The organism is Alteromonas sp. KUL49 (assembly GCF_006538345.1).
Lineage (GTDB): Bacteria > Pseudomonadota > Gammaproteobacteria > Enterobacterales > Alteromonadaceae > Alteromonas.
The window spans coordinates 236,801-249,834 of record NZ_BJKL01000002.1 but is presented as its reverse complement, the minus strand read 5'-3'; the positions used below and the strand labels follow the sequence as shown (position 1 = coordinate 249,834).

Genomic DNA, 13,034 nt, shown 5'->3' with positions numbered 1-13,034 from the left:
CTCACTATTCTAGAGAGTATAGGGGTAATTTTTTAATTTATGGTTTGTATGTTTGCCATATTTTCCGTGAATTTAACTACTGACTTCCCAGTTCAGCTGCGACGTCACTGATCAATCGACGTAACCAAATATGACCTGCATCGTGATGAAGTAACGCACTCCAGGCCATTTTCAAAGCAATCGGCGGAATATCAAACGGCGGTTCGGTGATCACGACTTCAGGATCGTAAGAAAACAGCTTGGCTGCTTTCGTGGGGAGCGTTGCGATAAGCTGTTGCGTTTTTGCTATCTGTAAGGCAGCGTGATAATGACGAGTAAACACACGAATAGAACGCTGTTTACCAATTTTCGTCAGTTCAGCGTCAACCCAGCCCAGTTTTTGTACTTCATTAGGGTCGATACCTACGCCAACACCAAAGCCCGTCTTACTTACCCAAATATGTTGTGCATTTAGGTAGCGTTCTAAGTCACATTTTTCTACAAGCGGGTGGTCAGCACTCATTACACAACTGAAGGTGTCGTACCAAATTACTTTTTGATGGAAAGACAAAGGGAGTTCATCAAAGCGATTAATCGCCATATCCACTTTACCTTGTTCAACATCGTGGAAAGTCACGTCGCTTGGTGTGATCAAGTCTAACGTAATGTTGGGCGCAAGGTTGGCTAACCGGCCAACTAGTTCTAACAATAACGTGCTCTCAGCGTAGTCACTCGTCATTATTCTAAAGGTGCGTTCACTGGTTAGCGGGTCAAAGTCGGTTTCAGGCTGGATGGAACTCTCTAAGCGACTCAGTACATCTCTGATAATAGGTTGAAGTTCCAGTGCGCGCTTGGTTGGTGTCATTCCATCACTGGTTCGCACTAGCAGAGGATCTTTGAATAAGTCTCGAAGACGCTTTAAGCCATTGCTCATTGCTGGTTGAGTAATACTTAGTTGATTCGCGGCTTTAGTAACACTTCCTTCTCGTAGCAGCACATCAAGGTACACCAGCAGATTAAGATCGACCTTCGCTATATTCATTATTGTAATGCTCTGTATAAACTAAATTTAACAGACCAATTATACGGAGTTTTTATTAGTCTGTCAGATAGGCGATTAGTCTTAGTAAACTAACCTTGTTTAGGTATAAGACTATTGTTTTTTAATAACTATTTCTAGCTTTTATGGATGTGTATTGCTTACGGGTCTGATTTTTATGGAAAGAATTTAATAACCGTGCTGAATAGGGCCTGATAAATAAAAAAAGAGCACCAACTTGGTGCTCTTTTTAGGAGATGCTTTGCACTAATGTTTATACATCAAATTGATTCATCGTGTTGTCTTCACCAGAGGCTTTAAGAGCACCGTCACCAGAGAAGTACTCTTTGTGAGTATCACCAAGGTCAGAGCCTGCCATAGCTTGGTGTTTAACACACGCTAGACCCTGGCGAATTTCCTGACGCTGAACACCACGCACATAAGCCAACATACCTTCCTCACCAAAGTATCCTTTAGCCAAGTTGTCTGTAGACAATGCTGCAGTGTGGTACGTAGGCAGTGTGATAAGGTGGTGGAAAATACCAGCCTCGCGAGCAGCATCCGCTTGGAAGCTCTTGATTTTCTCATCCGCTGCCGCAGCAAGTTCAGAGTCATCGTAATCTGCAGACATCAGCTTAGCGCGGTCGTAACCTGAAACATCCTTACCTTCCTCAGTCCACGCATCAAATACTTGCTGACGGAAGTTAAGTGTCCAGTTGAACGACGGAGAGTTGTTGTACACGAGCTTCGCGTTAGGTACTTGTTCACGGATAGCATTTACCATTTCCGCGATTTGGCCAACGTGTGGTTTCTCCGTTTCAATCCAAAGCAAGTCAGCACCGTGCTGTAGCGAAGTTACACAATCAAGTACTACACGGTCAAAACCAGTGTTGTCTTTAAAGCGGAATAAACCATTCGGTAGACGTTCTGGCTTCACTAGTTCACCGCCTTGCTTGAGTATTAGGTCACCTTCTGAAAGGTCAGCAGCACTCGATACTGTAGTGGTTTTTAGGAACGCATTGTACTGTGACGCTAAGTCGCCCTCTGAAGTCGATACTGGGATTTTCTGAGTTAGACCGGCGCCTAGTGAGTCAGTACGAGCAACGATAACACCTTCATCTACACCCAGTTCCAAGAAAGCATAACGAACCGCATTAATTTTCGCTAAGAAATCTTCATGAGGAACGGTAACTTTACCGTCTTGGTGACCGCATTGCTTAGCGTCAGAAACTTGGTTCTCGATTTGGATACAACAAGCACCTGCTTCAATCATTTGTTTGGCAAGCAAGTAGGTTGCTTCTTCGTTACCAAAACCTGCATCTATGTCTGCGATAATTGGAACAACATGGGTTTCGTAATTGTCGATTTCAGCTTGAATTGCCGCAACATCGCCACCGTTGGCTTTGGCATCATCTAGTTTATGGAATAAATCGCCTAACTCACGGGCATCTGCCTGACGCAGGAAAGTATATAGTTCTTCAATAAGCGCAGAAACAGAAGTTTTTTCGTGCATTGATTGGTCAGGCAATGGACCGAATTCAGAACGTAATGCAGCGACCATCCAACCAGAGAGGTAAAGGTAGCTCTTATTAGTTGTGCCCTGGTGTTTTTTAACTGACAACATTTTTTGTTGCCCTACGAAACCGTGCCAGCATCCGAGTGATTGTGTGTATTGCGATGAATCTGCATCGTACTCAGCCATGTCTTTGCGCATGATGCTTGCTGTGTAACGGGCAATGTCTAAACCGGTTTTGAAACGATTCTGAATCTTCATACGAGCAGCGTACTCTGGATTAATACCTTCCCAAGTACCTTTTTGTGCTGCTTTTAGAGTAGCGAAGTTATCAATGTCTTGTTGATATTGCGACATGAGCGTCTCTCCCGACTATAATAGTGTTTGTTAACTGTACTGTTCGAAACGTCGTTGGTGCGTTTCGTTGAACTCCATTTCATCCTAGAGGTGAGAGTAAAATAATAAAAATATATATTTTAGATTGTGGTCATTTTTTATGTGAATGGTTTTGTCGATGAGATACCCCGTTAGGGTTAATTTATCGTAACGCTTCATCCGTGCATATTTAGCACAATGGACAATGTAAAAACCGCAATATGTATGTAAGCTTTGGATTATTCTTTAAATATGAGTGAAGTCGGATTATTAGGTCTGTGTTTATGAAATTGTTATACGGTGTATTCAAGCGATGAATGGCGTACTCTCCTCAGTCGATCAACGAACAAAACTCGTCGGTGAAAATCGTCTTGAGTTGTTAATGTTCCAGCTTGGTAGTCGTCACATTTTTGCGATGAATGTGTTCAAGATAAAAGAAGTTATCGGTGTTCCAACCTTGAACAGCATGCCTGGGTCCCACAAAAACCTGAAAGGGGTAATGAATTACCGAGGCAGTGCAATACCGATTATAGACTTGCGACAAGCTATAAAAATTCGAGGTTCTGGTGAGGCTCCTGAATCAAATAACGTGATTATTACTGAGTACAATAGGACCGTTCAGGGATTTTTAATCGGGCAAGTGCTCAGTATAGTGAATACCTCATGGGACAATATTCAGCCACCTCCGAATAGTATTGGTAAACAAAACTACCTCACCGCGATTACTCAGATTGATATTCAAGGCAGTAAAGAGTTAGTTGAAATTATTGATGTAGAAAAAGTTCTGGCAGAAATCATTGATTACGATACCAAGATCTCAGACGAAGTATTAGATGAGGAAATCTCTGGTTATTTCGCGGGTAAACAAATACTGGTTGTCGATGACTCAGGCACTGCAAGAAAACAGATTCGAGATACATTGGCTCAATTGGGTATTTCTATTATTGAACGCAAGAACGGAGCCGATGCACTCAAACTTTTACAATCGTGGGCGGATGAGGGCAAACGACCAAGCGATGAGATTTTAATGATGTTCACAGATGCTGAGATGCCAGAAATGGATGGCTATCGCTTAACGGCAGAGGTGAGAAATGACCCCAGAATGTCGGATTTGTTTATTGCATTAAACACCTCTTTAAGTGGTAGCTTTAATGATGCCATGGTTGAGAAAGTTGGATGCAACCGATTTATCTCAAAGTTTCAGCCTGATATGCTCGTTGATGTGGCTCAGGAACGTTTAAGAGAGTATTTGGCAGCAAACAAAAATAGTTAATTTTGATGCTCTTACATTAGTGTTGTTTTAACGCTTTTGCTTTTATCTAAACTCCTAGTATCTTAAAATAATCGGAGTAAGCGGATTGATAGTTGAAATCGGGCACAAGTTTTTGTCTGAAGTCACACAAATATCACGCATTTAGATCACCATATGAGATTGTTCATTCTGGCCCTTCGTCAAAATGAGAGCATTACTCAGGGAAGCATTAATGACAAAGCGTAAAACCTTCCAAGCAATGGCGCTTGGTTTATCTCTCACATTATCATTAGCGGGATGTTCTGTAACCGAAGAGAGCACCGTATCGGAATCTGTTTCAAACCAACCTAAAAACATAATTATGGTAGTGGCTGACGGTATGGGGCCCGCTTACACCGGCGCATATAGAAACTATGCCGATGATCCATCTACTCCAAATGTAGAGTCAGTCATATTCGATCAATGGCTAATGGGTATGGCATCTACTTACCCTGATAGTGTTTCTGGCTACGTTACCGATTCTGCTGCAGCGGCAACTGCGCTAGCTACTGGGACTAAATCGTACAATGGTGCTATTGGTGTTGACGTCAACAAACAGCCGCTCAAATCAGTGATGCACTTTGCGAAGGCCCGGGGTATGAGAACTGGGTTAGCAGTCACGTCTCAAATCGTTCACGCCACACCTGCGTCCTATATTGCCCATAATGAAAGCCGACGGAATTACAACGAAATAGCTGATGACTTTTACGATGTGCGAGTAAACGGAGAGTTTGTTGCAAACGTAATGTTAGGTGGTGGCACCTCTTACTTTGAACGTGAAGATCGAGATGTATTGGCGCAGTTTATTGATGCAGGATTCGAGTACGCTGACTCTTATAATCGCCTTGCTTCTGTACCCAAAGGTAGCAACGTTATTGGTCTGTTCGCACCTATTGCACTTCCTCCTGTGCTTGACGATGTGCGTGACAATCGTTTGGAATATATGACCAAGCACGCTATCAAACACCTAGAAAACCCCAATGGATTTTTCTTACTTGTTGAGGCAAGCCAGGTGGATTGGGCGGGACATGCCAATGATATAGGTTCGGCAATGACTGAAATGGATGATTTGGCCCTAGCGATGGCCTACCTTCAGTCATATGTCGAAGAAAACCCTGATACTTTGGTTGTATTAACCGCTGATCACAGCACTGGTGGTCTAACTATTGGTGCAGGAGGCGATTATCGCTGGTCTCCAAATTACTTAACCTCACTAAAAGCATCAGCCCCGTTCATTACCACAGCAATGGTGGAGCAAGAATCACCTGGGCGTTACGTTGAGGAAATGCTTGGATTCGAGTTGAGCGCGGAAGAAATTGCCATGTTTGATGATGTGGCTAAAGAGGATGATGTCACTCGTTACACCACTATCAAGACTTTTCTTGATGAAAAAACCAATACAGGCTGGACCACGGGAGGGCACACTGGTGTTGACGTTGAAGTGTTTGCCTTCGGTGCTGGGCATGAGACGTTTGCCGGACAAATAGACAACACGGATATTGCGAAGAAGATTTTTCAGATGCTTCAGAATAAACCAATGGTCGACGTACCAGAAGTTACGGCGACTCCGGAGTTACCTGTGGAGCAAGGTTCTTCAGGCAGTGACGGTACTAGCGATGCCTGTGACTTTACTCAAGATTGGCGCTGTCAGTAACGATAATTGGCAATGCTCCAGCGTAGGCCAATGTAAACTGGAAAGTTGAATTGGTCTCGCCAAGGGAAAGCAATGGACTTTTTACTGCACGCCGTAAACACATCCCTGTGGGCTCGGCTTCGGCATTCATGCCTCAGACGGCTGTAAAAAGTCCATTGCCTTCCCTGATGCTACTTATTCATTCTGTGGTAAGTTAGAGCATCAATATTTTAATGTTCAATGATTTCCAACCACTTACGCACTTGCTGTCTCAACCAAGCTATTACCGCTTTTTTTCCGTTTACACCTGTATCTTGTTGAAGTTCAGATATATTAATTGATTGCTGAGTGAGTTGTTTAACAATTAATGCTCGGTTGGCCACTCCAACAAGAAAGTGTTCTTCATTTGCAATGGATTGGATTGCCGTCCCTAGATTGTCTAGATTTCGACTGCCTTCGCAAAACTGGTTGAGTTTAGCCAGATAGACAGCTCTTACCCAGCTAGGCAGTTGTGCAAAATCTTCTGGCGATTGACTCAGTGTGTATAAGTAACTCAGCTTTTCCGAGCATTGCTTTGATCGCCGAGACAGTGCTTTGATCACTAAACCACTTGTTTGCCCACTGGCCTTGTTTGTTTTTATGCCTTTATCAACAAGCTCAAATTGGTTTTGCTGCCAAAAGTGGGTTAACTGTGGAGTACTGCCGAAGGAGCTCAATAGCCCGTCAATGCCAGTGCTTTGCGCTTGCTCTTGAATGTAGCTAAGCATTGCAGAGCCTAAGCCATTTCCCTGAAGTTCTGGTAGCACGGCGATACGGTTAATACGCCAATAGGTGTGCTGAAGTAGTTCCGTAGCTGCACAAAGCAGGGCAAGACGCTGGATGCCCAAGTGCCCTTTAGGTCGGCGAGACCCCGCGGCTATGCGTTCTTCCAATCCAGATAGTGTGCCTCCGCCCTCAATATTAACAATTGTAGTGCCCACAATACGTTCATTATTTCTTTGAACACACAATAACAGATCGGGGGCGTCAATCATTCGCATCATGTCATCTGGCGTGGTTTGATAATGTGCCAGACTCAAGAGTTTCATCACTTGTTGCAACTCTAACTCACTGAGTGTTGCAAACTGTGTTATCTCATACCTCAATGTTTCGTTATCAATATTTTCGGATGGCAGATGTTCTTGAGTTAGAGGGGAAAACAATAACGTATCGTTTAGCCATTGTTCTACAGGGTCATTCTCGTACCATCTAAGCGGCGTGTTCACTTGATAGTGATGTGCACCTTTTTCGATAAGGGGAAACAGCATACGGTGGTAAAAGCCCTGCCCACTGCCTTCGTAACCAAACATAGTTGTGCTTAGTAGCCAGTGAGTGTGGTGACCTAGTAGGCGTAGCAAAGTAGGGACAGGTATACTCGCCGCCTCGTCAACCACTAGTAGGTCGTAGTTTGCGCTACACAGAGTAGGGTTGTCGGTTGCCAACCATGCAAGCTTGCCATTGGTCATGTAAGGCTTAAGCGAGTCGCGGTCTACTATGGGTGAAATGCTGTCCACGTGGGAACTTGTCACTGCAATGGTGAGTCCATCTGCCAGTAAAGACTCAATCCAAATGCCAATCAAGGTAGATTTTCCGCGTCCTCTTGCGCCTGTAACTATGGCGTTAAATGGGTTGCTTTTTTCTTTCAGCTGCCATTCATGGTTCCACTTTGCAAAGACCTCCAACTGATCTTTGGATCTGAAAGGTGGTGATACTGTTGCATGTGGTTTAGCCTGTTTGTACGTTGGAAAGAAGTGATCTTTTTGCGTGTAGTGTCCTAAATGATACTGCTCTAGAGACGAGATAAATCTGGCAATATATTCGCTGTGTGAAATGTTAAATCCATGAGTCAGATAGGCTGGTTGTGTAACGCTGAGGTGTTGTGTCCATTGGTCTAGTTCTGGGCATACAATAATCAAAGTGCCGTGGTATTGAATAGTGCCAGCGAGCGCCAATAGATCCGAGGGACGAAACTCGTTGAAGCAAAACAACACACCTATATCGACGGTTTGCCCTAATAAATGCTGTCGACTTTTGGCACTAGTCACAGATTTATCTGATGCGTTTTGATTCACTAATAAATTTCGCCCTAACAGTGCTGCGCTGAGCTTTTTGGGCCGTTGTTTCAACACATCGTCAATGACTTCAGAACACCAAGACTCACCGCCTGAGATAATCAGACATCTGCGGTGAAAGTGATTATTTTGAGATTCGTAAGGCGAAAACAGCCAGTGGGCAAGAGTGGAGTGAGCCATCCGCGTCGTTTTTATATATAATCCAAACCCAATAGTAACGATTTACCCAAAGGATTACGAATGCGCTTTTTATCACGCCGCCTCGTTATGCCCAATGACCTAAATTATGCTGGTTCCCTGTTTGGTGGACGAGCACTGGAATGGATTGACGAAGAGGCTGCCATATGGGCAATTTGTCAATTAGAAACCAATTGTCTTGTAACTAAGCACATTGGTGAGATTAGTTTTGAGTCTCCTGCACTTCAGGGCGATATTGTTGAATTTGGATTGGAAACAAAATCGGTTGGACGGTCTTCGATTACCGTAAGTTGCTTGGTCAGAAACAAAGCTACCAAGAAAACCATTTGTTTTGCAGATGATATTGTTTTCGTCATGGTCGATCCAAACACTAGAAAACCTGTACCGCACGGTAAGACGCTTGAAGGGTTAAAAACTCAAACTGAGGAGGAAGTACGTCAACTGAATCTTAACCACGATTAAGACTTAGTTATTCTTACAACGACTACTTCTTTTCTTGACGGTGTGCTGGTGGCTGGTACACTGCCGCGCATGTAGTTAGTGATATCAACTACAGATACCAAGGGGTGCCCACGATTTTTCGTTGTTGACGACAACTTGTGGCTGAGATCTGCATGAGCAGGAACCCTTTACCTGATCCGGATAATGCCGGCGTAGGGATGGTTTACAATACAGCCTGATTACCTGCCGATAAACCGGATCTTTTTTCTATTTATGGATAAAGGATCCCATGAAAAAAGCAACATTTTGCCTTTCGTTACTCGCTGCGTCTGTTGCAGTACACGCACAATCACAAAACACGGAAACTAACCAAGACATTGAACGCATTGTCGTTAGTGGTGATTTTCGCCAAACCATACTTGACCAATTAAGTGCCAGCGCCACAGTCGTTGATGCGGAACGTCTGCAAAGCCGTCAACCTGACCATGTCGACAGCTTACTGTCGAGTATTCCTAATGTGAACTTTGCCGCAGGCGCATCTCGTGGTCGTTTTGTGCAGATTCGCGGTATTGGTGAACGTAGCCAGTTTCGTGAACCTATCAATCCATCGGTAAGCTTCTTTGTTGATGACTTTGATTTTTCAGGTCTTGCCGCTTCGGGTCTCATTTTTGACATGCAACAGGTGGAAGTGTTCCGTGGGCCACAAGCTACCCTGTTTGGTACTGGCGCACTCGCGGGTGCGGTTAAACTTACCAGTAATGCTGTGGGCGACACAGACAACAACTATGTCGATTTAAGACTAGCAACACAAGACACGCTCCGTTTAGAGGCTGCTACCGGCGGTGAGATCAACGATGCATGGGGTTATCGTGTAGCTCTTGTTCATAATCAAAGCGATGGCTTTATTGAGAACACCTATCTAGATAGAGAAGACACTAATAACATTGATGAATCTGCATTAAAAATTGCTGTTGCTGGTCAAGTGGGTGAAAGAAGTGAGTTAGCGTTAACTTACCGCTGGTATGACATTGACAACGGTTACGACGCGTTCTCTTTAGACAATGATGGCAAAACACGTTCAGATGAGCCGGGTTTTGATCGCCATCAAACCGATGCATTAAGTCTACGTTCGACCACGCAAACTGCCGGTGGTGACTTTGTTGTTATCGGTACCTATGCATCGCATGATATTGGTTACGCCTATGATGAAGACTGGACGTTCACAGGTTTCCACCCGTGGGGCTATACATCTTTTGATTCTTACTTTCGCGACGTAGAAACCCAAACTGCGGAAGTGCGTTTTGTGTCTAATCAAAACACTGCGTTGTTTGATGGTAGAACGGATTGGACTGTAGGTGCTTTGTATAAGTCGAGCGAAGAGCAATTGCTACGTCAATACACCTATGCCGATAGCGACTTCGCCAGCACTTACGAGCCCACCACTCGAGCTGTTTATCTAGACACCACCACGCAATTGACCGAACAGTTGAGCTTACTGGCGGGACTTCGTTCAGAAAACTACGGCTTTGATTATTCAGATAACGCTGGTATCGCCCGTTCTACAGACACAACAATGCTGGGTGGAAAACTTGCACTGCAATATGCGGTAGGCAAACACTTTTATTACGCTAGTGTTTCCCGTGGTTATAAAGGTGCAGGCTTTAACTCTGATGAGCGAGTTTCAGAAGAGCGTCGTTTCTTTGATGAAGAATATAACTGGAACTATGAGTTGGGTTTCAAGGGCTCGTTGTTGAATGACGATATGACCGTAAGAGCAGCAGTGTTCTATATGGATCGACAAGATACTCAAATCAGTGATTTTGATGTATTGAGAAGAGACGATGGCACCGCAGACTTTATCGACATTATCGATAATGCGGACTTGGGTACTAACCAAGGGGTAGAGCTAGAGATGTCGTGGAATGCCACTGATACGTGGACCCTCGATGCAAGTTTAGGTTACTTAGATGCTACTTTTGAAGGTTTCACAAAAGCCGACGGCAGTATTGTTGAAGAACAAGATCAAGCACAAGCTCCTAAATACACCATGAATGTGTTCAGTGAATTAGAGGTTTCAGAGAATGTACTTTGGCGTGTGGATGTGGACTTCAAAGATTCTCATCGTTTTTCCGACGGGCACGATGCTATTTCTCCAGCAACAACGCTGGTTAATAGTGAGTTAGTTTGGTTTGCTGGCGATTGGCGCACCACCTTTTGGGTGAAGAACGCTTTTGACCGAGAGTACTATACTCGTGGTTTTGGTGGATTTAGCAATGACCCTCGAGACGAGTACGCCTTTGATGAGTATTACTATCAGCTAGGAAACGGCCGTCAGTACGGTGTGTCCATCCGTTATCAATTTTAAGGTGTAATACTATGAACGTAATGGTTGAGTTGTCGTTATATCCATTGGTCAATGATTACATAGGCCCAATAAAGGACTTCATCGAACGCATCAACACTTATAAGGCTCTTGATGTTGTTACTACGTCAACGAGCACACAGGTGTCTGGTGACTACCAATACGTCATGTCAGTATTGGGTAGAGAAATGGAGATCACTCATAGAGAAGTGGGGCAAGCTATCTTTGTGGCAAAGTTTCTAAACTTCGATGCCATGCAGTCAAACAAAGATAAGCGATAAAAGACATTTCTACATCTTACGCTAAAACGCGGCTACTTTATTAGAAGTAGCCGCGTTTTTTATTGGTGTTTGGCGATTAAGGAGTTTAGATATATAGTCTTGGTCTAGAACGGAAAAGATAAAAAGCAGTATGGATACACGAGACATTCTCAATCTTTTACACACCGAATTAGGGTTATCGAACGACGCGCAGCTACGTGCGGTAGATAGCGGCGATATCAATGCTGTGTTTCACTTAGTTGATGGTGCACAAGAGTACGCAGTTAAATGGCTTGGAGATGACCAGTTCAGCGGCGTGGATCGTTTTCACCAGTTTGTTTTACAACAACAGCTCACCGTAAAGGGCATTGCGCCCAATGCCGTATGGTTAAACGACGATGAGACTTTATGGGTTGAAAACTGGGTAGGTTCAGACGCCTCAATTCAATACGACATTTCTCCAAAGGATTTAGCTGAGGTACTGTGGCATATTCACGAACTTCCTATCACCGGACGCCCTCTCGATCTCATCGGACGTTGGGAACACTACCTAAAAATATTGTCGCTACCAGAGGGCAATGCATTACTCGAAGAAGTGACTGCTTTGCGTGTACGAGTTGTTGCCAGTGAGCAAAATCAAGACGATATCGTGCTTTGCCACAATGACCTTCAAGCTGGACATGTGCTTAAGATCAACCCTCCGATGGTCATCGATTGGGAGTACGCTGCCATGGGTAACCGCTATTTTGATATTGCGAGTTGTGCCATGATTAATGAGTTCGACGATATGCAAAATATGGCGCTGTGCGAAGCGTATGCAGATAAGTCCGGCATAGCGATAAACACTGTGATTGAAGAAACAAAGCGTCACTGTGAAATTGTGAAGCTTACCAATGAATTATGGTTTGCAGCTTTGGAGTCTACTGGAGGGTAAATGATGGGGCTTAGCGGTTATTTTGTGCGGTTTGGATGATTATTAAGCGTATAACTGTAAGATAAGCAAAAAGTCTTTACCTTTGAATCGCTATACGTATAATGCACTGCGCGTTAGGGGTGTAGTTCGAATTGGTAGAACAGCGGTCTCCAAAACCGATGGTTGGGGGTTCGAGTCCCTCCACCCCTGCCACTTTTAGTGGCTAACGTGCAGGCTCTTCAAGCTTTCCGTAATATCTTCTTACCGACAAAAACTTCAATTACCGACAAAATTTCTGCGTACTGCGGAGAATTTTCGATCGTGAAAAATAATTCTATGGGCTAGAAACAAAAAACCGAGCTATGTGCTCGGTTTTGCGGCTAGCCTGAATAAAGATTCAGGAAGACTTCAATACTCTGTAGTTGTGGCGACTTCAGAAAATTCTACTCAATTTTGGCTGAGGGGGTTCCCTTTGTCAAATGAAAAGTCTTCCGATTCCTCTATCCATGCCTAGTCAGCTAGCCCCGCCTTTCATTCGTAAAAATTATCAGTTATCCATCCCGTTAAATGTCTGATTTCAAAACTGGCGGGCGAGTGAGGAAGGAGCGTGGGTGGTAGGAAAAGTGACGACTGCACCTCTTTCTGCAAATAAGTGCTTACATGTGGGAACCAGCAATAGGCACGAATAGGAGAATTGTCGAGTCATTGGGAGCGTATATTGGATCTTCCTTGCGTTGTTAAATTTGGCTTGGCGCGGAATCCTGCTGGGTGGCGAAAACATAACGGTATGGCGAACCGTGGCCAATAATCTGCGCAGCGTCTGATACGTTTTCTAGACAGATGCCCGACTGAAAGTGATGACTGGCTCCATACGGACACACTACAGTTGGTAAGACAGGACGGGGATTCAGTTCCTTAG

9 protein-coding genes, 1 tRNA gene and 1 riboswitch are annotated in these 13,034 nt (G+C 44.2%); of the genes, 7 read left to right on the top strand and 3 right to left on the bottom strand.

Features of this window, described 5'->3' with window-relative positions; all coding sequences use genetic code 11:
* Positions 1-76: 76 nt before the first annotated feature.
* A complete protein-coding gene (locus tag EYS00_RS04310) occupies positions 77-1,021 on the bottom strand; it encodes a LysR family transcriptional regulator (protein WP_130635332.1) in 945 nt (314 codons plus the stop codon).
* A gap of 271 nt (positions 1,022-1,292) precedes the next feature.
* Positions 1,293-2,888, bottom strand: a complete 1,596-nt coding sequence (locus tag EYS00_RS04305) for an isocitrate lyase (protein WP_130635331.1) — start codon at positions 2,886-2,888, stop codon at positions 1,293-1,295.
* A 331-nt stretch (positions 2,889-3,219) separates the two neighbouring features.
* Here EYS00_RS04305 and EYS00_RS04300 point away from each other — a divergent pair, with 331 nt between their 5' ends.
* Positions 3,220-4,179 (top strand): chemotaxis protein CheV, encoded by a 960-nt coding sequence (locus EYS00_RS04300; protein ID WP_130635330.1) that lies wholly within the window; start codon positions 3,220-3,222, stop codon positions 4,177-4,179.
* 211 nt (positions 4,180-4,390) lie between these two features.
* Positions 4,391-5,851, top strand: a complete 1,461-nt coding sequence (locus tag EYS00_RS04295) for an alkaline phosphatase (RefSeq protein WP_130635329.1) — start codon at positions 4,391-4,393, stop codon at positions 5,849-5,851.
* A gap of 209 nt (positions 5,852-6,060) precedes the next feature.
* Here EYS00_RS04295 and EYS00_RS04290 read toward each other — a convergent pair whose 3' ends face one another.
* The gene (locus EYS00_RS04290) at positions 6,061-8,121 is read right to left on the bottom strand and encodes a GNAT family N-acetyltransferase (protein WP_130635328.1); all 2,061 of its coding nucleotides are present in this window, start codon (positions 8,119-8,121) and stop codon (positions 6,061-6,063) included.
* A gap of 60 nt (positions 8,122-8,181) precedes the next feature.
* Between EYS00_RS04290 and EYS00_RS04285 the strand changes: the two genes are divergently transcribed.
* The 5 genes from EYS00_RS04285 to EYS00_RS04265 all read left to right on the top strand — a co-directional run bounded on the left by EYS00_RS04285 (position 8,182) and on the right by EYS00_RS04265 (position 12,328).
* Positions 8,182-8,601 (top strand): acyl-CoA thioesterase, encoded by a 420-nt coding sequence (locus tag EYS00_RS04285; RefSeq protein ID WP_130635327.1) that lies wholly within the window; start codon positions 8,182-8,184, stop codon positions 8,599-8,601.
* A 90-nt stretch (positions 8,602-8,691) separates the two neighbouring features.
* Positions 8,692-8,816: riboswitch (TPP riboswitch) on the top strand.
* 53 nt (positions 8,817-8,869) lie between these two features.
* Positions 8,870-10,945 carry a TonB-dependent receptor gene (locus EYS00_RS04280; RefSeq protein WP_130635326.1) on the top strand — a complete coding sequence of 692 codons (2,076 nt, stop codon included), beginning with the start codon at positions 8,870-8,872 and terminating at the stop codon, positions 10,943-10,945.
* Between the two features lie 11 nt (positions 10,946-10,956).
* Complete coding sequence (locus EYS00_RS04275) at positions 10,957-11,223, top strand: YkoF family thiamine/hydroxymethylpyrimidine-binding protein (RefSeq protein ID WP_130635325.1); 267 nt, start codon at positions 10,957-10,959, stop codon at positions 11,221-11,223.
* A gap of 130 nt (positions 11,224-11,353) precedes the next feature.
* Positions 11,354-12,136, top strand: a complete 783-nt coding sequence (locus EYS00_RS04270; RefSeq protein ID WP_130635324.1) for a phosphotransferase — start codon at positions 11,354-11,356, stop codon at positions 12,134-12,136.
* A gap of 115 nt (positions 12,137-12,251) precedes the next feature.
* Positions 12,252-12,328: transfer RNA gene (locus tag EYS00_RS04265), tRNA-Trp, on the top strand.
* The last annotated feature ends 706 nt before the right edge of the window (positions 12,329-13,034 follow it).

Excerpts from the sequence above, each read along its gene's own strand:
- EYS00_RS04280 (WP_130635326.1), top strand. The coding sequence starts at position 8,870 with ATGAAAAAAGCAACATTTTGCCTTTCGTTACTCGCTGCGTCTGTTGCA.
- EYS00_RS04310 (WP_130635332.1), bottom strand. The coding sequence starts at position 1,021 with ATGAATATAGCGAAGGTCGATCTTAATCTGCTGGTGTACCTTGATGTG.
- EYS00_RS04295 (WP_130635329.1), top strand. The coding sequence starts at position 4,391 with ATGACAAAGCGTAAAACCTTCCAAGCAATGGCGCTTGGTTTATCTCTC.
- EYS00_RS04300 (WP_130635330.1), top strand. The coding sequence starts at position 3,220 with ATGAATGGCGTACTCTCCTCAGTCGATCAACGAACAAAACTCGTCGGT.
- EYS00_RS04275 (WP_130635325.1), top strand. The coding sequence starts at position 10,957 with ATGAACGTAATGGTTGAGTTGTCGTTATATCCATTGGTCAATGATTAC.
- EYS00_RS04305 (WP_130635331.1), bottom strand. The coding sequence starts at position 2,888 with ATGTCGCAATATCAACAAGACATTGATAACTTCGCTACTCTAAAAGCA.
- EYS00_RS04270 (WP_130635324.1), top strand. The coding sequence starts at position 11,354 with ATGGATACACGAGACATTCTCAATCTTTTACACACCGAATTAGGGTTA.
- EYS00_RS04290 (WP_130635328.1), bottom strand. The coding sequence starts at position 8,121 with ATGGCTCACTCCACTCTTGCCCACTGGCTGTTTTCGCCTTACGAATCT.
- EYS00_RS04285 (WP_130635327.1), top strand. The coding sequence starts at position 8,182 with ATGCGCTTTTTATCACGCCGCCTCGTTATGCCCAATGACCTAAATTAT.